The 21,934-nt window shown below is 72.3% G+C and carries 24 protein-coding genes and 1 riboswitch; of the genes, 12 read left to right on the top strand and 12 right to left on the bottom strand.

What is annotated here, in order from left to right; genetic code table 11:
• Nucleotides 1–18: 18 nt before the first annotated feature.
• From IH61_RS0131150 to IH61_RS0131110, 8 genes are all read right to left on the bottom strand, one after another.
• Nucleotides 19–543, bottom strand: coding sequence for a DUF6879 family protein (locus IH61_RS0131150; RefSeq protein ID WP_031075975.1), 525 nt, complete (start codon nt 541–543; stop codon nt 19–21).
• Nucleotides 515–775: a hypothetical protein gene (locus tag IH61_RS0131145; protein ID WP_031075973.1), complete on the bottom strand. Its 261-nt coding sequence runs from the start codon at nt 773–775 to the stop codon at nt 515–517. The genes IH61_RS0131150 and IH61_RS0131145 overlap by 29 nt, the downstream gene beginning before the upstream one ends.
• Nucleotides 776–947: 172 nt before the next feature.
• Nucleotides 948–1,190, bottom strand: coding sequence for a hypothetical protein (locus IH61_RS50415; protein ID WP_420714011.1), 243 nt, complete (start codon nt 1,188–1,190; stop codon nt 948–950).
• 651 nt (nt 1,191–1,841) lie between these two features.
• A complete protein-coding gene (locus IH61_RS47350; protein ID WP_158845476.1) occupies nt 1,842–2,597 on the bottom strand; it encodes a hypothetical protein in 756 nt (251 codons plus the stop codon).
• Between the two features lie 11 nt (nt 2,598–2,608).
• Nucleotides 2,609–3,169, bottom strand: a complete 561-nt coding sequence (locus IH61_RS41790; RefSeq protein WP_037973597.1) for a hypothetical protein — start codon at nt 3,167–3,169, stop codon at nt 2,609–2,611.
• Nucleotides 3,166–3,312 (bottom strand): hypothetical protein, encoded by a 147-nt coding sequence (locus IH61_RS47345; protein WP_158845473.1) that lies wholly within the window; start codon nt 3,310–3,312, stop codon nt 3,166–3,168. Before IH61_RS47345 ends, IH61_RS41790 begins: the two co-directional genes overlap by 4 nt.
• A 6-nt stretch (nt 3,313–3,318) precedes the next feature.
• Nucleotides 3,319–3,693 carry a hypothetical protein gene (locus IH61_RS0131115; protein ID WP_031075967.1) on the bottom strand — a complete coding sequence of 125 codons (375 nt, stop codon included), beginning with the start codon at nt 3,691–3,693 and terminating at the stop codon, nt 3,319–3,321.
• Between the two features lie 896 nt (nt 3,694–4,589).
• Nucleotides 4,590–6,356 (bottom strand): recombinase family protein, encoded by a 1,767-nt coding sequence (locus tag IH61_RS0131110; RefSeq protein WP_158845470.1) that lies wholly within the window; start codon nt 6,354–6,356, stop codon nt 4,590–4,592.
• Between the two features lie 281 nt (nt 6,357–6,637).
• Between IH61_RS0131110 and IH61_RS49765 the strand changes: the two genes are divergently transcribed.
• On the top strand, nt 6,638–7,801 hold the full coding sequence (locus IH61_RS49765; protein ID WP_158845467.1) for a hypothetical protein: 1,164 nt from the start codon (nt 6,638–6,640) through the stop codon (nt 7,799–7,801).
• Here the strand turns inward: IH61_RS49765 and IH61_RS0131100 are convergent.
• The 3 genes from IH61_RS0131100 to IH61_RS0131090 form a co-directional block, all read right to left on the bottom strand.
• A complete protein-coding gene (locus IH61_RS0131100; protein WP_051838405.1) occupies nt 7,790–8,515 on the bottom strand; it encodes a hypothetical protein in 726 nt (241 codons plus the stop codon). The genes IH61_RS49765 and IH61_RS0131100 overlap by 12 nt on opposite strands.
• A 56-nt stretch (nt 8,516–8,571) precedes the next feature.
• Nucleotides 8,572–9,318 carry a sensor domain-containing protein gene (locus tag IH61_RS0131095; RefSeq protein ID WP_078911529.1) on the bottom strand — a complete coding sequence of 249 codons (747 nt, stop codon included), beginning with the start codon at nt 9,316–9,318 and terminating at the stop codon, nt 8,572–8,574.
• A 108-nt stretch (nt 9,319–9,426) separates the two neighbouring features.
• Nucleotides 9,427–10,017, bottom strand: a complete 591-nt coding sequence (locus IH61_RS0131090) for a GNAT family N-acetyltransferase (protein WP_051838404.1) — start codon at nt 10,015–10,017, stop codon at nt 9,427–9,429.
• 38 nt (nt 10,018–10,055) lie between these two features.
• Between IH61_RS0131090 and IH61_RS0131085 the strand changes: the two genes are divergently transcribed.
• The gene (locus tag IH61_RS0131085) at nt 10,056–10,937 is read left to right on the top strand and encodes a hypothetical protein (protein WP_031075954.1); all 882 of its coding nucleotides are present in this window, start codon (nt 10,056–10,058) and stop codon (nt 10,935–10,937) included.
• Nucleotides 10,938–11,015: 78 nt separating this feature from the next.
• Here the strand turns inward: IH61_RS0131085 and IH61_RS0131080 are convergent, their stop codons facing one another.
• Nucleotides 11,016–11,864, bottom strand: a complete 849-nt coding sequence (locus tag IH61_RS0131080; protein WP_051838403.1) for a M23 family metallopeptidase — start codon at nt 11,862–11,864, stop codon at nt 11,016–11,018.
• A 12-nt stretch (nt 11,865–11,876) separates the two neighbouring features.
• A riboswitch (cyclic di-AMP (ydaO/yuaA leader) is annotated at nt 11,877–12,035 on the bottom strand.
• A 197-nt stretch (nt 12,036–12,232) separates the two neighbouring features.
• Here IH61_RS0131080 and IH61_RS0131075 point away from each other — a divergent pair.
• The 10 genes from IH61_RS0131075 (at nt 12,233) to IH61_RS0131030 (ending at nt 21,931) form a co-directional block, all read left to right on the top strand.
• Nucleotides 12,233–12,517 carry a YiaA/YiaB family inner membrane protein gene (locus IH61_RS0131075; protein WP_267884082.1) on the top strand — a complete coding sequence of 95 codons (285 nt, stop codon included), beginning with the start codon at nt 12,233–12,235 and terminating at the stop codon, nt 12,515–12,517.
• Between the two features lie 73 nt (nt 12,518–12,590).
• Nucleotides 12,591–13,457 (top strand): alpha/beta fold hydrolase, encoded by an 867-nt coding sequence (locus IH61_RS0131070; RefSeq protein ID WP_078911528.1) that lies wholly within the window; start codon nt 12,591–12,593, stop codon nt 13,455–13,457.
• A gap of 72 nt (nt 13,458–13,529) precedes the next feature.
• Complete coding sequence (locus tag IH61_RS0131065) at nt 13,530–14,111, top strand: TetR/AcrR family transcriptional regulator (RefSeq protein ID WP_031075947.1); 582 nt, start codon at nt 13,530–13,532, stop codon at nt 14,109–14,111.
• Nucleotides 14,112–14,262: 151 nt separating this feature from the next.
• Complete coding sequence (locus tag IH61_RS0131060) at nt 14,263–16,548, top strand: SpoIIE family protein phosphatase (RefSeq protein ID WP_051838402.1); 2,286 nt, start codon at nt 14,263–14,265, stop codon at nt 16,546–16,548.
• Between the two features lie 185 nt (nt 16,549–16,733).
• Nucleotides 16,734–18,014 (top strand): ATP-binding protein, encoded by a 1,281-nt coding sequence (locus tag IH61_RS41785; protein WP_051838401.1) that lies wholly within the window; start codon nt 16,734–16,736, stop codon nt 18,012–18,014.
• Nucleotides 17,998–18,411 (top strand): roadblock/LC7 domain-containing protein, encoded by a 414-nt coding sequence (locus IH61_RS0131050; RefSeq protein WP_031075938.1) that lies wholly within the window; start codon nt 17,998–18,000, stop codon nt 18,409–18,411. The genes IH61_RS41785 and IH61_RS0131050 overlap by 17 nt, the downstream gene beginning before the upstream one ends.
• Nucleotides 18,408–18,755 (top strand): DUF742 domain-containing protein, encoded by a 348-nt coding sequence (locus IH61_RS0131045; protein ID WP_031075936.1) that lies wholly within the window; start codon nt 18,408–18,410, stop codon nt 18,753–18,755. The genes IH61_RS0131050 and IH61_RS0131045 overlap by 4 nt, the downstream gene beginning before the upstream one ends.
• Nucleotides 18,733–19,374, top strand: coding sequence for a GTP-binding protein (locus tag IH61_RS0131040; protein WP_420714010.1), 642 nt, complete (start codon nt 18,733–18,735; stop codon nt 19,372–19,374). Before IH61_RS0131045 ends, IH61_RS0131040 begins: the two co-directional genes overlap by 23 nt.
• On the top strand, nt 19,371–20,849 hold the full coding sequence (locus IH61_RS49085) for a cytochrome P450 (RefSeq protein WP_234327409.1): 1,479 nt from the start codon (nt 19,371–19,373) through the stop codon (nt 20,847–20,849). The genes IH61_RS0131040 and IH61_RS49085 overlap by 4 nt, the downstream gene beginning before the upstream one ends.
• Nucleotides 20,738–21,931, top strand: a complete 1,194-nt coding sequence (locus IH61_RS0131030; RefSeq protein WP_031075929.1) for a cytochrome P450 family protein — start codon at nt 20,738–20,740, stop codon at nt 21,929–21,931. The genes IH61_RS49085 and IH61_RS0131030 overlap by 112 nt, the downstream gene beginning before the upstream one ends.
• Nucleotides 21,932–21,934 lie beyond the last annotated feature (3 nt).

The following is a 21,934-nucleotide window of genomic DNA, read 5'->3' as shown; positions in this document are numbered from 1 at the left end:
TCCGATATGTTCGATGGGTCAGACTTTGTACTCGTCGTGCGGGATTCCCGAATCCCATACCGCCGCGAAAGCAGATGCGCACAGCTGGGCAACGTCCGGGTCAACGCTCAGCTCCTGCCCCGCCCAATCACCGTTTCCAGTGAAGTGGTTGAACAGAACGATTTTCTCGTCAAAGAGCCAGAAGTCGTTTCCGGGAAGCGCGATCCCGGATGCCAGTCGACGGGGGAGCCATCGAATCTCCTCGCCCGCCGCGATGTTCACGACCGTGCCGGCGTGCTCCCACCGGATGTAATCGGTAACCGGCTCCGAAACAATACGAGCGCGGCGAACCTTGACGCCCCGGGCCACCGTCTCAGAAATGACAGATACCCAGGGAGCCCAGTACGGCGAAGCGGGATCAGAATCCCGCTTTCCAGAGGTCACCCAGCGGTCGAAGTCCTCGGACTCGTCTCCGACGCCGTACGCATCACGCATTTCTAGATGAACTGCGGAGTGCCTGGCCTCTTTCAGAAGCTCAAAGAAGTCCGGCTCGCTCTGCGGCATCGCACGCCTCCCTCAGAATAGGAATCATTCGCGTGGGGAACCTGATCACGTCCTCGTTCTCAGGGATTTCGGTAGCGTGCCCGGGTGCCGTGTTCTGTTCACACTGCTCCTTCAAGGCCGGAGACGCCTTCCAGCCCAGGAACACGAGTTCCTTCTTCTCTGCATCCACCCAGACAGTCGGTGATCCCTGCTGCTGCGTCTCGGGGTCGATCCCGATGAACTCTAGTGCCATCGTGCCCTCCGTGCTGTGCCGGTTGCATGGATGTGCACGACCATCACTCAAAGCGGCGATGTCGTCAAGGTGGCATGCAAGTTGATCATGCGTCAGCCAAAGAGGGGAGCGCCCGAAACAGCGAAGGGCCCCCGCCCTGCCCAGCGAGGGCAGAACGGGGGCAAGGGGCCGCTCAGCGAGTCCGGTAGGGCGTTCGATGCCAGACGCCCCGGATGTCCTGCCAGAGTCCGGCTGTGGCCGGTGGGAGGCACCTGCGGGCGTTGTGCGGGCCGGTTCGGTGGGCGTCGCCCGCTCGGGTGCTGGCGAATGTCTCGTGACAGACCGGGCAGTGCTCGGCGCGCAGGCCGGACCACTCCCGGCCGCATGGCGGATGGACGAAGGGTGTTCGGATAGGCGTCTCCAGTCTTGTTGCCACGGTGGGCACTTGGCGGACCGTGGCGGGTCCGGTGAACCCGTTGGGCCCCGGCCGGCTGTCGGACCGGCCAGGGCCCCGGGTGGTAGCTCTGTAGGGCGTCCTGGACTCAGCGGCCCCCACGTGTGCACGGGCGGGCGCGCAGGTGCACCCGCGCTGTGCACGCGCGAGTGAGCCGGACCGTGAATCGGGGGCTTGGCCAAGTCACAGAGGGTGTCGGACGGGTCCGGCCGGATTTCCGAGACCCGTACAGAGGCTGATTCCTGCTATCGGCACCGATCCCTGAGAGAGACCAAGGGAGTCCTCCCCCACCCCCGACCCGCTACGGGGCGTAACCGGGGTGCTCGGGAGGCTTGCGCAGCCGTGAGTACCGGCCGCCGGGCTTCCGACCGGCAGCAGCGGCCAGGCCACCATCACGGCCCGACTTCACCCCGTGGTGGTAGCCGCACAGCGCTTGCAGGTTGCTCGGGCTGTGGTCGTCGCCCGGGACCACATGGTCACAGTCGGACGCCACCTCGGGGCAGCGCTGGCCCGTGTCCGCCCGCATCCATTCGCACTGCCAGCCAGCGCGCTGCATGACGCTGCGGCGGAGAGTGGCCCAGTTGCGCGGCAGGCGTGCCCGCCGGTCGCTGCCTTCCCACGCCTGGCCCCCGGTCACCATCCTCGGGAGCCGAACGGTGCCGACGGAACGGCCAGCGGGTTGTGCTCCTCCGCCGGGTCGGCATCGGGGCTCAGTCGGCCGGGCAGGCCGCCGGGGTAGGTAGTCGAGTACTCCAGCCGGTCCGAGGCGATCCGGTCCAGCGCTCGCCGGTCGGTATCCCACGGGATTCCGCCGCGCGGGGCCATGATCCGCCACTGCCGCTCGTTCGCCCCCCACGGCTGGGCAAGCTCGCCGTCCATGTCCTCAACTGCCGTTGCGTAGATGCTGAGTTGATCCATGAGAGCCGTAAGTCGAGCGGTGGCGGCCAGTGCCTCGGTGCGGGTCTTCTCGACCTCTTCGCAGATCGTCTGTCGCCAGTCCGCGCGGACGGCGATGGCTGCGGCCTTCACCGCGTGGGCCGCTTCGGCTGCCAGTTCGTACAGCGGCACCTGCTGACGCTCGGCCTCGGCAAGCTTGTTCTCCAGCGGCCCCCGGTTCGTGGCCTTGGGCATCGGCTTGCCGTCGCGGAGCGCGTCCTTGGCGGCCCTGGCGTCCTTCTCGTCCAGGCCCGCCAGCTCCACGCGGAGCGCGCCCACCAGGTCGTCCACGGCGTCCCGGCGCTCCCGAGTGCTCTCCAATTCGGTGAGGGCGGCCCGGACGGAATCCGGGGTCATCAGGTCAACGTAATGCGGGATGGCCATTTCGGCCTGGGTGCGGAGCATTTCAAGGCGCTTTGCACGCTGCTGCTCAGGCGTCAGGTTTTCAGGCAAGGGTGTCCTCCTCAGGCGTGGTGACGGAATGCGATGAATTCGCGGTTATCGGCAATGAGCGCATCGGCGCCGCTGATCACGTCGGCTCGCTGTGCCACCTTTGCAGCGGCCATGTCGGCAGCATGCTTAGCGGCTTCACGCTCGGCGCGTGCCGAACTTTCGGCGGCCTCTCGGGCCTCGGCCTCGGCGGCCTCCTGCTGTTCGGCCATCTCGGCCAACAGGCGCTCGACTGCATCCGGTACAGCGCCGTAACTCCGCTGCGCGTCAGCCTGATTGGGCGAGACGCCCAGCAGGAATTCGTCGGCCGGCACTCGGATTCCGTCCCCGGTCTCCTTCGGGGAAACGTCCGCAGGGGACATTCCGTGCGCTACACCGCTAGCGGTGAGAACAAGCGGAATGGCGTACGGGATCGAGTGCCCGCCGGTCTTCTCGGCGTAGGTGAGCACGGGGTCCGACAGCCAGCCGATCACCGGCCGGTAGGCCAGCGAGGGGCGGCCCTCGGCCGAGAAGGTGAGGACGCTCGCCGTCGCCTCCAGGGCGGGCAGGAAGTTCGCATTTCGGTACTCAGTCATTCACAGTCCTCCGCCGTTTCGCCGGTGTCGGTCGGGTCGCACCAGAAGTGCCAGCCGAATTGGCCGTTGCCCTTCGAGCCCTCCGGGTTCAGCACTCGAATGGACGGGTCCGAATTTTCGGGGATTCCACTGATTTCGGTCATTGGCGTTCAGCTTCCCAGTCGGCGAGCCATGATGTTGGCGGCGAGCTTTATTGGGTCAATGTCCAGGTGCGAGGGCGGCTGATCTACGGCGCCGCCGGTCGGAACGAGTGACTTCGGGCGGGTGTGCAGATTCGCAGGCATGGACCGAATTGCCTCCATGAGGCGATCGGCGTCCGCCTTGATCTCGGCCTCGGTGGTGCCGCTCAGTCGGCCAGCCAGCGCCAGAGAAAGGCCGGACGACTTCGCCACCTTCTCGCGCATAGCGGTGATCTCCGGTGAGTCCACATTCGGAGAATCAGGCTTTCCGGAGCGGCTTCCCGCCGAATCGACCTCCTCCATGGCGCTGGCAATAGCCGAGTTCACGAGTTCCCTGCGATCCATCAACTGCTCCTTTCAAATTTTGCACGCAAAAGCCCTGCTCCGCCGAGCAGTGGCGAAACAGGGCTCGATCAGTAGTTATTCAGTTAGCGATGGCGGCGGCCTTTCGCAGCCGATACGCCTTCTGGCTGTGGGCGTTCGAGCAGTACTTGCGGGCTCGCCCCATGCCGTCCCATCCGGCGTTGTTCTCGCAGCCCTCCAAGGCGCATACGGCGTCCCAGCGCGCTGCCTCGGCATCCTCGTGCCGGGACCTGGCAGTGTGCGCCTCACACCATGCCCCGTGGCCGTTGGCGTAGTCGGAGGCGTCCTCGCAGACGTCACAGGGGCGCCCCATGAGATCAGCGATGGTCCGCTTCTCGGCCCGCTTGAGTGCCTGGCGGCAGGCGTTCGAGCAGACGGCGCGCTGGCGGCCCCGCAGGGACTTCCCGCACCGGTCGCAGGCCGTTCCGATGGTCAGCAGGAACGGTCTCCCCCGATGGTGTTGGGAAAGTGGGGCGGTGGTGATACAGGTTTCCCAATTACCCCTACAGAGCTATATGCGAGTACTGCTATAGATAGATACAGAAGTAGGTACAACACATAGCCTCTTTCCTAACAGGACCACCCTGCGGCCTGCCTCCGCTGTCATGGGTATTAATGGGGAGTGGTTAACGGATCTAACTGTCCGCGCTGGCGGCTGACGCACGACGCCTGTAGGACCCCCACAACGCGTACCAGGCAGCAGCCAAGGGAGAACAGGGGCCGTGCTGCTCGCCGGCCTGGCGAGGCCCTACAAAACGTACTGTGGCAGGCATCACAGCGTCCGAGTGGCCGTGCCGGGCAGGGGGAGCGGCGCGACGGAGGCCGGGCATGCGAAAGCCCCGCCCGACCCACAGGGGCCGGACGGGGCTCTCAGGAAACTACGGAGTCAGTTGGAGTTCTGCCTCAGCGCTAGCTTCGGGTGCTGCTTCCGCAGGGTCCGGAATCGGCAGCTTGGCCCACTCTGCGGTCACCCGCTCCGCCGGATTTGCGCCGCGCCCTCGCTTCTTTGACTTGGCGACCTTGAAGGAGGTGACGAAGAAGCTCAGGAACTCGCGCTTCTCCACCACTCCCCACTTGGCCCAGAGGCTCTTTTCGCCGATCGGGTCGGCGTCGCCGTCCAAACCGGTCCAGGACGACGGGATGGTGATTGCCTTGGTGGTCTCGGCGTCGATTTCAGCCAGCCTCTTCTTACAACCCGCCTCATGTGCCTGGTACTTGGTGAGGGTGTCCTTGAACGCCTGCCGACCGATAGCCCCGTTGTACAAGCCCTCGGAGCGGTCGGTGTAGAGCTGAGTCATGGACTCCTGAACGTGTTCGAGCTGTGCAGCAGTCTCTGCGCGTTCCTCTTCGAGGCCGGTCACGTCCCGCTGGCGTGCGAAGCGGATCGCAGCGGCGGTCAGCCACTCCCGGTCCTCCTCATCCTCAAGGTCCGCGTTCTGAAGTCGGGCCCAAACCGAACGGGCCACGGCGTCGTCAGCCGCCTCTGCCCGGATGGTGAGGCCGTGGGAATTCAGACGGTTCGTCGGCCGGGGGCATGTGTATCGCGCCTGGCCGTCCTCGTAGATCATGTTCGCGTTGCAGATGCCGCACCGAAGAACACCCCAGCCGCCCAGCAGCGTCCGGTCGTTCTCCGGGTTGCGGGGCCGGATGCTCGCTCGGGAACGGCCCTTGAGAACGTCCTGAAGCTGGTACCACTTGATCGGCTCCATGAGCCCCTTGTGGGCTGCCATCGGAGCGCCGGTCTTGTCCCTCATGATCTCCCTGCGGCGGCGCTTCCCGTCAGGGTCCGTGACCCACTCAGCGGCGAAGCCCCCAAGGGCGGGGTGGCGCAGCAAGGTGTTCAAGGTGCCCACATCCCAGAGCGGCGGGCAGTCAGGGTCGGCCGGTGTGATGTTGCTGCGTGACCGGCCCGACCGCTTCCGCCCGGCGGCCAGCGCCAGCGCTCCGGGGGACGGCTCCCCCTTCTCATTGAGGCTCTGCACGATGCCTGACACAGTCTCGCCGTCCATGACCCGATCAACGATCTTGAGAACAGTCGGGGCCGTCTCGGGGTCCGGCACGAGCTGGGAGCGGACCAGCTTCCCTTCCTTGACCCGCTCGGCCTTCATGCCGAACGGCGGGCGGCCGGACACGTGCCCGCCGATGGCCTTCAGCTCAGCCTTGGCCTCGGATATGTGCGCGGACTTCAACTCCGACTCCTGCTGAGCCAGCGCAGCGATAAGGGCGAACACCGCCACCCCGATGGGGTGCGTGGTGTCAAGGAACGGCTCCTCGACCGAGACCAGGCGCACGCCGTGCTGCATGAACACGTCGTTGATGCGCATGGCCTCCATGGCGCCCTGGCGGGTCAGCCGGGCCAGCGAGAAGACGACCACCACGTCTACTTCGCCCGCACGCACCGCCGCCATCATGGCGTCGAACCCGGCCCGTTCGGTGTCGGGGTCCCATCCGGACTTACCGATGTCCTGGAAGACACGACCGGTCTTCCAGCCCTTGCCATCGGCCAGGGCAGTGCCCCGGGCGATCTGGGATTCGGTGGAGGTCTCCGACTCGTCAACGCGCCGCTTCGACTGGCGGGCGTAGATCACTGCGCGAACGGACTCTAGTTCTGTCTGCCGGATGTTCCGGCTCACGTACGGGGTCATAGTGCGCATCATGTTATGAACTTGAGTACCTTCAGGATGCGTGAGGTGGCTGCTCGCTAGAGCCGCCCCTGCCTGCGCAGGGTGAGGCCCTCGGCCTCCGGCAGGCGAAATCCATAGCAGTCACCCGGCCCGTGGGCTCACCGGTACATCCCCGGTGCCTCGGCGCCTGGCCAGTGCACGGGCCGGCGCATGAGGAGCAGCCCACGGGCCGTCTGCATTCCCGAAGCCGCACGACGGCGCTACCATCCGGAGCGCAACGGCGTGGACACAGGGGGTGTGCGGTGGCGAAGGCACGGCGGAGCGGGGCGGCGGGTCTGCGGACGGCGAAGGGGGCCGCGGCCGGGGTGCTCGCGGGGACGGGCCTGCTGGGCCTGCTGATGTTCTCCCTCGGCCGGGACGAGCCCTGGCAGGCGGTCGGCGGCGGGCTGGTGGTGTCCGGGGCCTCGATGGTGCTCGGCGGTGCGCTGGGCTTCCTGTTCGGGGTGCCCCGGGTGCGCGGCGGCTCCGGTGAGCCGCAGGGCTCGTACGCGCCGAACACCAATCTCGAGCAGGTGTCGGACTGGCTGACCAAAGTGCTGCTGGGCGTCGGGCTGACGCAGCTGGGCTCGCTGGGCGAGCGACTGCACCAGCTGGGCACGGCGCTGGCGCCCGCACTCGGCGGGGGCGACTCGGCGGTGCCGTTCGCGGCGGCCCTGGTGCTGTACTTCCTGGTGCTCGGCTTCCTGGCCGGCTGGCTGGTGACCAGGCTGGCGCTGCCCCGGGCGCTGACCGACGCCGACGAGGCGCTGGACCTCTTCCTCGCCGGACAGGACCGCGACCGCCACGGCGACAAGGTCGGCGCGGACGACCTGCGGGTACGGGCGATGCAGCAACTCGGCCTGCTCGGCGGCACGGCGGAGCAGCCGGCCGCGCTGGCCAATCAGCTGCCGCCCTCGGCGGGTGCGCCGAACGGGCCCAACGGGCCGGACGGCGTGGTGGCCGAGGTCAGGGCGACGGCGCGGCGCTCGGCACTGACGGCCGAGCAGGTGCGGCAGCTGTTCGCCGAGGGTTCGGAGGGCCGGCGCATCCAGGCGCTGGCGCTGATGCAGGGCGATCCGGCGCTGGCGGACCTGTCGAGCGTGCTGGACGCGATCGAGCGCCCGCGCTCGGACTTCGAGCAGTACCACGCGCTGCTGGCCGCCCGGGGGCTGCTCTCCCGGCTGCCCGCGGCCGACGCGCGCCGGCTGCGGGACGCGGTGGCCGGGCGGCTGATGGACCCGGAGGGGATTCCGTACAGGTCGGACCGCAGCTGGCTGGCGGAGAAGATCCTCTCCCAGCTGCCGACGATGCCGCCGCTGGTCCCGGCCCAGCCGGAAGCCCGGCAGGAGCCCACCCAGCAGGAGCCCGCCCGACAGGAGCCCGCTCAGCCGGCACCGGCCGAGGGCCCCGAGCCGTCAGGCCCGTAGGCCCCGCGCCCGGTGGTCGGCCGCGCGCAGCACCAGGACCTGGCGGGTGCGGCCGTCCCCGGGGCGCGGGAAGCGGTGGACCTCGCTGGCTATCCGGCGCTCGCCGAGCGCGTACCGCAGCGCGTCGAGGTGGCGGCAGTGGCGGCCGTACCCGTCGTGCAGCGGCTGGACGCGCACCTCGCCCTCCGGGGAGGTCACCCGGACCAGTTCGACGAGGGCGGCCAACTGCCGCTCGGGGCCGAACAGTTCGGGGTAGGCGAAGAGCAGGTACCCGCTGAGGGTGAGCGCGAAGGTGTCGTCCGCGAAGGGCAGCCGGGGCAGCAGGGCGGCCACGTAGCGCTGGGGGTGGGCGGCCGAGTCGGCGGTGAACAGCCGGCGGGCGCGGTCCCAGCTGCGCAGGTAGCTCCCGGGGCGGCGGCCCGGGGGCGGGTAGAGGTACGGGCGCTCGGCCATGGCGGCGGCCATCGAGGAGCGGGCGGCCAGCGCGTGGGCGGCGACCACGGGCGGCGGCAGCGCGTACGCCGGGTCGGCGGCGACCACCCGGCAGCCGAGTTCCCGGGCCTCGGCGGCCAGTCCGGCCGCGCCGCCGGGGCAGTCGAGCAGCGGGCCGGGGAGGGCGGCGAGGCGGGCCCGGGTGAGGTCGAACAGCGCGCAGTACTCGTCCAGCGGCCGGGAGGTGACCAGGACGTCCGGGGTGCGAGCGGGGGCGGCCACGCGGCCATCCGACCACGCACCGCCCCCGCCCGCACCCCGGGCCGTACGGAGGGCGCTCAGCGCCCGAGCAGGCCCCTGGCGGCGGCCCGGTCCACGTTGGTGAGGCCGCGCACCATCCGCGCCGTGAGGAGGACGAGCAGCAGGCCGAGCGCGGAGAAGGCGGCGATCTGCGCCGGCGACTGGATGTAGTACTCGTAGTGCCCGCCGTCGACGGTGAAGTCGAAGAGCCGGTACCCCGGCCAGTCGACGTACCTCGGGAAGACCCAGTGGTAGACCGGGTAGAGCGCCATCGCCCAGCCGAGCAGCAGGAACACCAGGGTGATCACGAAGCGGAAGATCGCCCAGGGGAACATCACCACCTGGTGCAGCACGGCCTTCCAGCCCGCCGCGTCCGTCAGCCGCGCGGTGACGGAGCCCCAGAAGCCCGGCCGGGTCGGGCGCACCGGCGCCGGGGCGGGCACGTCCACGCCGAGCATCGAGCGCACCCGGGCCCGCTCCAGCCGCCCGAGGCCGCGGGCGGTGCTGGTCAGGGTGGCCAGGACGGGCAGGCCGAGGCAGGTGACGGCCGTGCCGATGCCCAGGCAGAACAGCGTGACCGAGACGGCGAAGCCCACGATCGCCAGCGGCAGGCCCGTGAGCGCGTAGCCGACCTCGCGGAAGTAGTGCGCGGAGAACGGCGCCCGCCAGAACGGCGGCGGCTCCTCGGTGCGGCGGGCCCGGACGGGGCGCGGGCCCGCGTCGTCGTCGCCGTAACCGCCGAGGACATCCCACTCGGCGTCCTGCGTGACGCGGCTGCTGCTCATGTTCCGTTCCCCCGGCCCTTCGCGGTCGTTCGTACTCCTTGACGATCACCAGTCTGGCCGAACGGGGGCGCGGGGAACATCGGGAGGCCCGGCGGATCCGGGGTGGGGTTAACCCCCCGCTCCGGACCCGGCCTCGGACCCGGCCTCCGAGGGCTGCCACTCGTCGGAGAGCAGCGAGTACTGGAACGCGTCCGACCAGACCCCGTCCTTGCACACGTCGTGCCGCAGCCGCCCCTCCAGTTGGAACCCGAGCCGGGTGAGCACCCGCGAGGAGGCCGGGTTGCCCACCTCGACCACCGCGACCAGCCGGTGCACGCCCAGCGGGCCGAACGCGAGGCCGCAGAGCAGCCGGGCGAGCTCGCCGCCGTGGCCGAGGCCCCAGGCGTCGCGGCGCAGCGCGTAGCCGAGGTGGGCGCTGCGGTGGCGGCCGAGGAAGAGCGAGCCCTGCCCGATCGGTGCGGCCCCGGGGTCCTCACGGAGGGCGACGGCGAGGCGGTAGACGCGCCGGGGCTCGGCCAGGGCCTCCTCCACGTACAGCTCCAGCTGGTCGGCGCAGTCCTCCGGCGTCCTCGGCCCGAACGGCAGATAGCGGGTGACCTCCGGGTCGCCGAACAGCGCGTGCAGCGCCTCCACCTCCTCCGGGGTGTGGTGGTGCTCGCGGACGGTGAGGCGGGAGCCGGTGAGCTGGACGGGGACCATGACTGCCGACCCTACTCGCGCGCGGATACCGTCGGACCATGAACGACGAAGACCTGCGGCTCGCCCCGCGCACCAGGGCCGCCGACCTGCTCGCCTGGGCGGCCGGGCAGGACCGCCCGCCGGTGGCCGAGGAGCCGCTGCGGACGGTGCTGGCGCTGCTGGAGCTGGGCGACGGCAGGATGCACGACGGCTGGCCCGAGCTGACCTCGAACGCGGTGGAGCACCTGCTGTACGAACGGCTGCACCTGTACGTCCAACCCGCGCCGGAGGCGGACCCGCTGGCGTACGGCGACGCCGTGCGGCTGCTGGTCGACCACCAGCGGGCGACCAAGCGGCTCAACGCCAAGCGCCAGGAGCGGCTGCACGCCGAGGCCGAGTGGCAGGGGGAGGTCGCCGCGGGGCTGCTGCGCCGCGCCGACCTGGTGACCTGGCCCCGGCTGTACGCGCTGCTGCTGCACGCGCACGGGGTGGACGTCTCCGACGAGGTGGCCGTGCGCGACTGGCTGGCCGCCTTCGCCGAACTGGGCGAGGAGGAGCGCCTGGCCGCGTTCGAGGCGCTGGCCGAGGCCGGGTGGCTGGACGAGCCGGACGAGCGGGGCTGGGGCCCGGCCCGGGTGCTGTCCGTGGGCATGGCCACCGACGGCGCGCGCCGGCTGCTGGAGCACGGGCTGATGCGGCGCAGCTACCGCAACCTGGCCGAGCTGACGGCGCTGGGCCGGCCGATGCCGGAGGAGCTGGCCGGGGACTTCGGGGGGCTGGAGGACGCGGCGGCCCGGACGGCGCTGGAACTGTTCGGGGAGTGGACGGTGCCGGGCCTGGCGCGGCTGCTGGTCGAGGAGTTCCCGGAGCTGGCGCCGGAGCCCGGTCCGGAGGAGATCGACGCGTACCTGGCGCAGGTGCCGGCGGAACAACAGGAGTAGTGGCACTACGCGAGTAGTGGCACTACGGAAGTAGTGCGAGAAGGGCCCCGGCGGTCGCCGGGGCCCTTCCGCGATCCGTCAGGGGGTGAGGCCCCGCTGCTCGAGCCAGGTCTCCGGGTCGACCGGGGCGCCGCCGCCGGGGCGGACCTCCAGGTGCAGGTGCGGGCCGGTGACGTTGCCGGTGGCGCCGACCTTGCCGATCTGCTGGCCGCCGGTGACGCTGCCGGAGCCCTTGATGATCGAGGAGAGGTGGCAGTACCAGATCTCGGTGCCGTCGGGCAGGGTCTCGACGATCCGGTAGCCGTACGAGCCGGACCAGCCGGCCGAGGTGATGGTGCCCTGGCCGATGGCCATGACCGGGGTGCCGGTGTCGGCGGCGAAGTCCAGGCCCGTGTGCAGGTTGGCCCAGTAGCGGGCGCTCTGGCCGTAGTGGGCGGAGAGGCGGTAGTCGGAGACCGGCAGGGTGAGGGCGGCGGCCTTCTTGGCCTCGGCCTCGGCCGCGGCCTTCTTCGCCTCGGCCTCCTTGGCGGCGGCCTTGGCCTCCGCCTCCTTCGCGGCCTGGACGCGGGCGCCCTCCTCGGCGGCGGTCCGCTGGCTGTCGGCCTGCTGCTGGATGCGGGCGGCGAGGGCGAGGCCGGGGTCGGCGGCGAGGGCGACCGGGGCCTCGTCGGGGGCCTCGACGGCGGGGGCGGCCGCCGGGGTCGCGGAGGCGAAGCCGGTGGCGCCCAGGGTGGCGGCGACGGCGGTGACGCCGAGCAGTGGGGAGGCGCCGCGGGTCTGACGCGGCATCCGGTGGCGGTTGGTCTCGGTCTCGACCGCGAGGAGTCCGGAGTCGTCCGGCTCGGGGCCGTCGTGGCCGGGGTGTTCGAGCAGCCTGGTACCGGCTGCGGGGCCGGCCGGGTGTGCCGGGGTGTGCGTCGACGCCACGGAGGCGCGCTCCTTTCCTTCCCTCGCGCCTACCGGGTTAGCTGACGGGTTCGGAGCAGGAAGGTCTCCTACGGCCGGGCCGGAGCCCCGCCGATTCACCCCAAGGAACGTGGTTCCCCGGCTCCCTGACCTGCCCAAAGGCCGGCCGGCGGGATTAGGCGACGGCGCACGGTGCCGTCTGGGTACGGCGTTGAAGACCGCGCTGCGTTATCAAACGTTAATCCGAGGAGGCTCTGATTCCAAGCCGTTCCTCCGGGACGCCCGGGAAGCGGGTGAGGGGACGTCAACGAACGATCCCCCGTTGCACGGCCCCGGCTGAGTACCGCTACTCATGTGCCGGGGGCCGGAGCGAACGCATGCTGGGCGCCATGAGCGCACCGATGCAGTCACGCACCACGGCCGCGTACTACGTCCAGGCCGTCCTGTCCTTCGGCGTCTCCGCCACGGCCCTCGCCGCGGGGATCGCCTATCTGCCGGTCGGGGGGTGGGTCCGCGCCTTCCTCGGCGTGGGCCTGCTCTACACCGTCACCTCCGCCTTCACCCTGGCGAAGGTGATCCGGGACCGGCAGGAGGCCGGCGACACCGTCGCCCGGGTGGACCAGGCCCGGCTGGAGAAGCTGCTGGCGGAACACGACCCGTTCCAGGGGGCCTGACAGGACCCTGACCCGGGAATCTCCGATCCGTGGCGCCGATAGCTTGACAGCTAAGGCTATTAGCCTTAGCTTTATGGCTATCGGCAGCACCGACCACCGGACCGAGGAGAGCACCATGAACGGCACCACCGCCCCCGCCACCCAGTACCTCGACCTCCCCGGCGGCCGGATCGCCTTCGACGACACCCGGCAGGGCGAGGGCCTCCCCGTCCTCCTGCTCCCCGGGATGCTCGACAGCCGCACCGCGTACCGCCACCTCAGGCCGCTGCTCACCGCGGCCGGCCGGCGGGTGATCACCATGGACCTGCGCGGCTTCGGCGAGTCCACGATCGCCTGGGACGACTACTCCCCCACCGCGATCGCCGGCGACGCCCTCGCCCTCCTCGACCACCTCGGCATCGAACGGGCCGTCCTGGTCGGGCAGTCCTACACCGGCGCCACCGTGGTGCGCGCCGCCCTCGACGCACCCGGGCGGGTCGCCGGGATCGCGCTGATCGACGCCTTCGTCGAGAACCCGCCCAGCGGGCTGATGAAGGCCGTCATGAAGGTGATGGGCACGATGCTCGTCCACTGGCCCGCCGCCTGGGGCTTCTACCTGCGCAAGATGGCCTACCCCGGTGCCAAGCCCGCCGACTTCGACGCGTACGTGGACGGGCTGGTCGCCGCCCTGCGCACCCCCGGCCGCAAGACCGCCACCCGCGGGCACGTCGGCGGGGACTCCGCGCCGGTGGGCTGGGCGGCCGAGGTCCGGTGCCCGGCGATCGTGCTGATGGGCAGCAAGGACCCCGACTTCCCCGACCCGGCGGCCGTCGCCGAGCGGCAGGCGGCGGCGCTGCGGGCGCAGAAGGTGATGATCGAGGGGTCGGGCCACTACCCGATGGCCGACAACCCGCAGGCCGTCGCCGACGCCCTGCTGCCCTTCCTCGCCGAGCGCGGCTGAAGCGAAGCCGAACCGAAGCCCGCGGCGAAGCCCGATCCCCCGCCCACCCCTTTCGTACGGAGAGACACCCCCATGCCCCGCGTAGGACTGAACCCCGAGCAGGTCGTCGACCACGCCCTCGGCCTCATCGACGAGCAGGGAGCGGAGGGGCTGACCCTCGCCGCCGTCGCCGCCCGGGCCGGTGTCGCGACGCCCTCGCTGTACAAGCACGTCAGCGGCGGCCTGACCGAACTGCGGCGGCTGATCGCCGTCCGCGTCACCGGGGAGCTCGCCGACCGGCTCGCGGAGGCGGCCGTCGGGCGCAGCGGGGACGACGCCGTCGCGGCCGTGCTGCGCGCGTACCAGGGGTACGCCACGGCGTACCCGCACCGCTACCACGCCCTCCCGCAGGCGCCCCAGCCCGACGAGGACCTCACCCGGGCGGCGGGCCGGCTCGTCGGGGTGATCATCGCCGTGCTGCGCGAGTACGGGCTCGACGGCTCCGAGGCGATCCACGCGGCCCGGACGGTGCGGTCGACGGCGCACGGCTTCGCCGCGCTGACCACCTCCGGCGCCTTCCAACTCGCCGAGGACCTGACGACCACGCACGACCGCCTGATCACCACCCTCACCACCGCGCTGCGTGGCTGGCCGGGAGCCGACGCCCCCCGGTGAGCCCCCGCTGAGCCCCCGGTGAACCCCGCCGAGCCCGCGCCGAGCCCCCACTGAGCCCCCGGTAGACCCCCGGTAGACCCCCGGTCCGCCGGGACACGCGGGGCCCGTGGCGCGGGAGTCGGGTGTGGGCGAAATGGGGTATGAAGAATCAGTGCGCCCCGCCGAGTCGTCCGCCGCCGAGCCCGCCGCTGCCGACCCCTCCGCCGACGAACCCTCCGCTGCCGAACCCCCCGCCGACCGGCCCTCCGCCGACGGGACGATCCGGACGACGCCGCGCAGTGCGATGCGGTGCGTGCGGCTGCTGCTCGGGTGCGGCAGTGCGGCCGAGCTGCTGGGGACGGTCCTCGACGAGGGGCCCGGGTGGATCACCGGGGAGGGCTCGGCGCTCTACCTGGTGGACGCGGGCGGGATGCTGCGGCTGACGGCCTCGCACGGGCTGCCCGACTGGGCGCACGAGCGCTACGGCGTGGTCGACCCGGCCGGGGACCTGCCGGCGGCGATGGCGCTGCGGTTGCGCCGCCCGTACCTGATGAGCCCCGAGCACACCGGCGTCGACTACCCGAACCGGAACGTCGGGATGGGCACCGGCATGGTCGCCGTGGTGACCCTGCCGATGGTGGTGGACGAGCAGCCCGTCGGGGTGCTGGCCCTGGCGCTGGCCCACCGGGGGACGGTGCCCCGCCGCGACCTGGACGTGCTGGAGACCATCGGCGACGCCTGCGCCCACCGCCTCGCCCACCTGCTGGACCACGCGGACGTGCGCACCCTGAGGCTCCCGGCCCCCGACGGCGGGGCCGCCGCGCACCCGCTGGTGTCGCTCGCCGTCCGGGCCTCCGGGCACGGCGCCTTCGAGCGCGACCTCGTCACCGGCGAGAGCTACTGGGACGAGGCGGCCTTCCGCCTCGCCGGGCGGCCCGTCGCCCCGGACGGGGAGGCGCCGGAGCTGGAGCGGGTCGTCCACCCCGAGGACCTGCCCGACGTGCAGGCCGCGCTGGCCGAGGCGCTGGCGGCCGGCGGGCGCTACCGGATCGGCTACCGGATGCTGCGCCGGGGCGGCCGGGCGACGCCCGTCGAGGAGTCCGGCGAGGTGATGCTGGACGTCCACGGCCGCCCGGTGCGGATCGCCGGGCTGCTCTCCGAGGTGCGGCGTCGGGAGCCCGGGCCCGCGACGGCCGGGCCGGCGGGCGCGCGGACGGCGCTGCTGCTCTCCCTCACCCGCGCGCTGTCCCGCGCGGTGACCGTACGGGAGGTGACCACCGCCGTCACCGACGTGGCCCGCCCGGCGTTCGGCGCCGAGAGCGTCGTGCTGGACCTGGTGGACGAGGGCCGGCTGCTGCCCGTCTCCCACACCGTGTACGGCGGGCCGCGCCGAGCCGAGCCGACCCGGTCGGCGGACCTGTCCGAGGGCGTGATGCAGGACGCGCCGACCCGCTCGGCCCCGCTGTTCAGCCAGCCGACCGGCCCGAAGCCGGACGGCGCCCCGGCCGCCTGGGCGGTGCTGCCGCTGGTGGCCTCCGGACGGCAGGTCGGCTCCTGCCTGATCACCTTCGCCACCGAGCGCGCCTTCGGCCGCGAGGACCGCACCCTGTACTCGGCCTTCGCCGGCATCCTCGCCCAGTCCCTGGAGCGGGCCCGGCTGTTCGACACCCAGCACCACCGCGCCAGCGAGCTGCAGCGCGCGATGCTGCCGCGCACCCTGCCCGCGCTGCCCGGGATCGCCAGCGCCGCCCGCTACCTGCCGAGCACCGAGGGGATGCAGATCGGCGGCGACTGGTACGACCTGCTGCGGCTGCCGGGCGGCCGGATCGGGCTGGTGATCGGCGACGTGCAGGGCCACAACGCCGAGGCCACCGCCGTGATGGGCCAACTCCGCAGCGGCCTGCGGGCGTACGCGACGGACGGGCACGACCCGGCGGCCGCCCTGGAGCGGACGAGCCGGCTGCTGGCCGAGCTGGACACCGACCTGTTCGCGACCTGCCTCTACCTCACCCTGGACCCGGCGGACGGCACCCTGACGGCCGCCCGCGCCGGCCACCCGCCGCCGGTGCGGATCACCGGGGACGCCGAGGCCCTCGAGCTGGCGCTGCCGGGCGGGCCGCCGCTGGGCGTGGAACCGGGGCAGCCGTACCCGCTGGCGGTGGAGCGGCTGGAGGTCGGCGAGACGCTGCTGGCGTACACCGACGGGCTGGTGGAGGACCGCGAGGAGGACTACGACGAGTCGGTGCACCGGATGCTCGGCGGGCTGGAGCTGTGGGCCCGCCAGGCGGGGCCGGGGAGGATCGGGTCGCCGGCCGCGCTGGAGCGACTGGCCGACCTGCTGACGCTGAACGTGACCGAGCGGCGGTCCCGGCCGGACGACGTGGCGCTGCTGCTCCTGCACCGGGCGCCGTCGCTTCCCGACAGCCTGCACACGGGTTCCACACATTCGGGGGCGTGACTCGGCCAATCCCGGGGCGCCACTGGCGCCCACGAGGTCTGGACCGGGCAAGGCTCTTGTCCTAGGATCGCGTTCGAACCAGGCCGAACTGACGCCACGTTGCCGGATTTTGACGAGATCCAGTCACTTGGCGAGATCTGTTCACACCTTCGTAGGATCATCGCCCTAGAATTCGCGGCGTGACGATGACTCAGTGGTGCGCAACGGCAACCGGCGTCCTCGCCGTCCTCGCCCTCGTGACCGCCGCGCGGTACCGCGCCGTGTCCGTCACCCAGCGCCGCCGGGCCGACCGGCTCCAGCGCGAGCTGCACGAGGCCCGGGAACAGCTCGCCCTCGAACAGGGCCACCGCGACGCCGAACTGGCCGTCGTCCAGCACGAGCACGAACTCACCGCCTCCACCCAGCGGGCCTTCCTCAGCGTCGCCCGCCGCATCCTCGTCATGGCCCACGACCAGCAGGCCCTGCTCGACGAGATGGAGCGCACCCACGACGACCCCGTGCTGCTGGAGGGCCTGCTCAAGGCCGACCACGCCGCCGCCCAACAGGCCCGCCTCGCCCAGACCCTGGCCGTGCTCTGCGGCGCCCGCGCCGGACGCAACTGGCCCGAGCCCATCGCCCTGGAGGACGTGGTGCGCGGCGCGCAGTCCCGCATCCTCCCGTTCCAGCGGGTGGTGCTGCGCAGCCGCATCGAGTCCGCCGTCATCGGCGCCGCCGCCGAGGCGCTGATCCACGCCACCGCCGAACTGCTGGACAACGCCACCCGCTACTCCCCGCCCAGCACGCAGGTGTACGTGACCCTGGTGCCGGTGCACAACGGCGCCGTGATCGAGATCGACGACTGCGGCGTCGGCATGCCCGAGCAGGCCGTGGCCAAGGCTGCCGCCGCCCTGTCCGGGGGCAGCACCCTGGAGGTCTCCCGGCTCGGCGAGGTCCCGCAGCTGGGCCTGGCCGCGGTCGGCCGGCTCGCCGAGCAGTACGGCTTCCGCGTCACGCTCAGCTCGGCGCCCTCCCCGTACGGCGGGGTGCGGGTGGTCGTGCTGCTGCCCAACGCGCTGCTCACCGAGCCGTTGCCGCCGACCGTCCCGGGCCTCGGCCCCTCCGGACCCGCCTTCGGCGCCGTGCCCCAGGCCGGCACCCCCTCAGGCCACTTCACCGGCCACCCGCTGGTGGAGACCCCGCCGCCCGGCCCCACCCCCACGGCCGACGGCTCCCCGCCCCCGCTGCCGCGCCGGAGCCACCGGCGCCCCCGCGCGGGCCGCCCCGCCCAGCACGCCGCTCCCCCACCGCCGCCCGCGCCGCCGCACCGCTCGGCCCGGGACGCGCAGGCGTTCATGGCGATGTTCCAGGCCGGGACGGCCAGCGGCCGCACGGCCGCCCGAGCCCGGGCCCTGGAGCAGAACGACCCTTCCCTGTCCGCTTCCCCCCGACTTCCCCAGCCCGGAGAGTTCCATGACCACCGCCCCTGACCTCGGTTGGCTGCTCGCCGACATCATCGCCGTGCCGCAGGTCCAGCACGCCGTCGTCGTCTCCAGCGACGGCCTGGAGATCGGCCGCAGCGCCGAGATCGCCCGCGAGGACGCCGAACGGCTCGCCGCCGCCTGTTCCGGACTCCAGTCACTGGCCCGGGGCGTCGCGGTGGGCTTCGGCGGACCGGACAGCGCCACCCGGCAGATCATCGTCGAGTACGGCGGCGGCTACCTGTTCATCGTCGCCGCCGGGGCCGGCGCGCACCTGGCCGTGGTCACCGGCGAGGCGGTCGACGCCGGGCTGGTCGCCTACCAGATGCAGATGCTGGTCGAGCGGATCGGCGCCCACCTGACCAGTCCCCCGCGCTTCGACCACGCGGCGCAGGGACTGCGGTGAGCGGGCCCGTACGGCCGTACGTCATCACCGGGGGCCGCAGCCGGCCCACCAGGACCGACCTGGCCGTGGAGAGCCTCGTCAGCGCGTTACCGCACCCGCCGGCGCTGCCCGAGCACGTGCTGCTCAACCGGGAGCACCGGCGCATCGTGGCGCTCTGCCACAGCCTGCTGTCCGTCGCCGAGGTGGCGGCCCACCTGGGGCTGCCGCTCGGCGTGGTCAAGGTGCTGGTCGGCGACCTCTGGGACCTGGGCACCGTGCAGGTCCTCCCGCCCGTCCCGCAGGCCGAGCGCCTGCCCACCACCCTCCTGGAGGAGGTGCTCGTTGGGCTCCGCCAACTCCGCTGACGTCGACTCCGCCGACACCCCGGCGATCCCGGACGCGGGGCCGCAGTACCTGCCGTCCTCGGTGCGGGGCTCGGTGAAGATCCTCGTCACCGGGCCGTTCGGGGTGGGCAAGACCACCCTGGTCGGCTCGCTCAGCGAGATCGCCCCGCTGCGCACCGAGGAGACCATGACCGCCGCCAGCACCGGCGTCGACGACCTGACCGGGCTGGACGGCAAGACCAGCACCACCGTCGCCCTGGACTTCGGCCGGATCACCCTCAACTCCCGCCTGGCGCTCTACCTGTTCGGCACCCCCGGGCAGCAGCGCTTCATGCCGCTGTGGGAGGACCTCTCGCGCGGCGCGCTCGGCGCCATCGTGATGGTCGACCTGCGCCGGCCCGACGAGAGCTTCGAGGTGCTCGGACGGCTGGAGGAGCAGCGCATCCCCTTCGCCGTGGCCGTCAACACCTTCCCCGGGACGCCGAGTTACCCCGAGGAGGAGGTGCGCGCCTCGCTGGACGTGCTGCCCGACGTGCCGCTGCTCTTCTGCGACGCCCGCGACCGCCGGCAGTCCTACGACCTCCTGATCGACTTCGTGGACCACCTGCACCGCAGCTCCCTGCTGGAGCTGAGGGCATGACGCCGCCCGATCCCGAGGCCGCCGGCTGCCCCGTCGCCCACGGCGCCCGACTCCCGTACGGCGACCACCACTTCGGGCAGGCGCCGCGGCCCGCCCCGCTGTACGGCGCCGCCGTCGCCGAGGACCCGCACGGCCTGTACGCGCGGCTGCGCGAGCGCCACGGGCAGGTCGCCCCGATCGAGCTGGAGCCCGGTGTCGAGGCGTGGCTCGTCCTCGGCTACGGCGAACTGCTCGAACTCACCCGCAACGAGACCCTGTTCTCCAAGGACTCCCGGCACTGGCGGGTGCCCGCCGAGGGCCGCCTCGCCCCCGACTCCCGGCTGCTGCCGATGACGGCCTGGCGCCCCACCCTGCTCAACCTGGACGGCGCCGAGCACCAGCGGCTCCGCGCCGCCGTCTCCGACACCCTCGCCCAGATCGACCACCACCAGCTGCGCGAGACCACCGAGGCCGCCGCCAACGGCCTCATCGACGGCTGGGGCCCGGACGGCACCGCCGACCTCATCGCCCAGTACGCCCGCACGCTGCCCCTGCTGGTCTTCACCCAGCTCCTCGGACTGCCCGCCCAGGCCGGGCCCCGGCTCATCGAGCTGATCAGCCACCTCGTGGACAGCGGCGCCCAATCGGTGCGCGCCAACCAGGAGTTCCAGGCGATCCTGGTGGACCTCGTCCGCCGCCGCCGGGCCGCGCCCAGCGCCGACCTCACCTCCTGGCTGCTCGCCCACCCGGCCGCGCTCACCGACGAGGAGGCGGTGCACCACCTGGTGGTGCTGATGATCGCGGGCAACGAGACGTCCATCAACTGGACCGGCAACACCCTGCGGCTGCTGCTCACCGACCGGCGCTTCCGCACCACCATCACCGGCGGGCGGCTGACCGTCTCCGACGCGCTGGAGGAGGTGCTGTGGCGCGACCCGCCGACGCAGAACTTCCCCGGCCGCTGGGCCACCGCCGACACCGTGCTCGGCGGCCAGCACATCGCCGCCGGTGACATGCTGGTGCTCGGCCTGGCGGCGGCCAACGCCGACCCGGCCGTCCTCGGCGGCGCCTCCGCCGCGCAGGGCTCCCTCGGCGGAAACCGGGCCCACCTGGCCTGGGGCGCCGGCGAGCACGTCTGCCCGGCGCAGCACCCGGCCCGGATCATCGTCGAGACCGCCGTCGAGACCCTGCTGCACCGGCTGCCGGACCTCCAGCTCGCTGTCCCCGCCCACGACCTGACCTGGCGCCCCTCCCCGTGGTCGCGGGCACTGACCGCCCTGCCAGTGCTCTACAGCGCCTTCACCCCGCCCCGCCCCCCTGCACCTGAGAGATCCGCATGGACACCGCCACCGACCGCTCCGCAGCCGCCCGCGACGCCGAGCCGATCCGGCTCGACCCCTTCGGACGCGACCAGCACGGCGAGAACGCCCGACTCCGGGCAGCCGGGCCCGCGGTCCTGGTGGAGCTCCCTGGCGGGGTGGTGGTCTGGGCGGTAACGCATCACGACACCCTCCAGTCGGTGCTCGCCGACCCCCGGATCGGCAAGAACGCCCAGCTGTGGACGACCTTCCGGGAGGGCCGGCTGCCGCAGGGCTGGCCGCTGCTCAACTTCGTCGCCGTCCCGGGCATGGTCACCGCGGACGGCGAGGACCACCGGCGGCTGCGCGGGCTCGTCAGCCAGGCGTTCACCCCGCGCCGGATCGCCGCGCTGGCGCCCGCCGTCGAGGCGCGGGCGCTCGCGCTGCTGGACGGGATCGCCGGGCTGGAGGGCGAGTTCGACCTGCGCGAGCGCTACGCCTACCCGCTGCCCATGCAGGTGATCGGCGAACTGCTCGGCTTCGCCGAGGAGCAGCAGGACGAACTGCACGCCCTCTGCGACACGATGGTCTCCAGCGCCGCCACCCCCGAGGCGGCCGTGGCCGCGCAGCGGGACCTCAACGCGCTGCTCGCCTCGGTGGTGGCCGCCAAGCGCGCCGAGCCGGGCGACGACCTGACCAGTGCGCTGATCGCCGCGCGGGAGTCCGGCCACAGCGAGGACCAGCAGCGGCTCAGCGAGGCCGAACTCGTCGGCACCCTGCTGCTGATGCTGATAGCCGGGCACGAGACCACGCTCAACCTCATCACCAACGCGGTACGCGCCCTGCTCACCCACCCCGACCAGCTGCGGCTGCTGCTGGAGGGCGAGCGGCCCTGGTCGGCGGCGGTCGAGGAGACCCTGCGCCACGACTCGCCCGTCGGGCAGTTCCCGCTGCGCTACGCGAGGGAGGACATCGAGGTCGGCGGGGTGCTCGTCCGGCGCGGCGAGGCGCTGCTGGCCTCGTACGCGGCGGCCGGACGCGACGGCGGGCACCACCCGGACGCGGACCGCTTCGACCTGTCCCGTACGTCCAGGCACCTGTCGCTGGGCCACGGCCCGCACTTCTGCCTCGGCTCGGGCCTGGCCCGGCTGGAGGCGGAGACGGCGCTGCGGCACCTGTTCGGGCGCCACCCCTCGCTGGCGCTCGCCGAGGGGCGGACGAACGAGCCGCTCCCGTCCTTCGTCAGCAACGGCGTGCGGACCCTGTGGGTGACGGCCTGAAGG

This window comes from Streptomyces sp. NRRL WC-3742 (assembly GCF_000720635.1).
Lineage (GTDB): Bacteria > Actinomycetota > Actinomycetes > Streptomycetales > Streptomycetaceae > Kitasatospora.
This window is presented reverse-complemented; position numbering and strand designations above follow the sequence as displayed.

Coding starts and splice junctions, on each gene's coding strand:
- IH61_RS0131145 (WP_031075973.1), bottom strand. CDS start 775: ATGGCACTAGAGTTCATCGGGATCGACCCCGAGACGCAGCAGCAGGGA.
- IH61_RS0131085 (WP_031075954.1), top strand. CDS start 10,056: ATGAACGACGAAGACCTGCGGCTCGCCCCGCGCACCAGGGCCGCCGAC.
- IH61_RS0131115 (WP_031075967.1), bottom strand. CDS start 3,693: ATGGATCGCAGGGAACTCGTGAACTCGGCTATTGCCAGCGCCATGGAG.
- IH61_RS41785 (WP_051838401.1), top strand. CDS start 16,734: ATGACTCAGTGGTGCGCAACGGCAACCGGCGTCCTCGCCGTCCTCGCC.
- IH61_RS0131090 (WP_051838404.1), bottom strand. CDS start 10,017: ATGGTCCCCGTCCAGCTCACCGGCTCCCGCCTCACCGTCCGCGAGCAC.
- IH61_RS0131065 (WP_031075947.1), top strand. CDS start 13,530: ATGCCCCGCGTAGGACTGAACCCCGAGCAGGTCGTCGACCACGCCCTC.
- IH61_RS0131070 (WP_078911528.1), top strand. CDS start 12,591: ATGGCTATCGGCAGCACCGACCACCGGACCGAGGAGAGCACCATGAAC.
- IH61_RS0131110 (WP_158845470.1), bottom strand. CDS start 6,356: ATGACCCCGTACGTGAGCCGGAACATCCGGCAGACAGAACTAGAGTCC.
- IH61_RS0131150 (WP_031075975.1), bottom strand. CDS start 543: ATGCCGCAGAGCGAGCCGGACTTCTTTGAGCTTCTGAAAGAGGCCAGG.
- IH61_RS49085 (WP_234327409.1), top strand. CDS start 19,371: ATGACGCCGCCCGATCCCGAGGCCGCCGGCTGCCCCGTCGCCCACGGC.
- IH61_RS0131075 (WP_267884082.1), top strand. CDS start 12,233: ATGAGCGCACCGATGCAGTCACGCACCACGGCCGCGTACTACGTCCAG.
- IH61_RS0131095 (WP_078911529.1), bottom strand. CDS start 9,318: ATGAGCAGCAGCCGCGTCACGCAGGACGCCGAGTGGGATGTCCTCGGC.
- IH61_RS41790 (WP_037973597.1), bottom strand. CDS start 3,169: ATGACTGAGTACCGAAATGCGAACTTCCTGCCCGCCCTGGAGGCGACG.
- IH61_RS47345 (WP_158845473.1), bottom strand. CDS start 3,312: ATGACCGAAATCAGTGGAATCCCCGAAAATTCGGACCCGTCCATTCGA.
- IH61_RS0131050 (WP_031075938.1), top strand. CDS start 17,998: ATGACCACCGCCCCTGACCTCGGTTGGCTGCTCGCCGACATCATCGCC.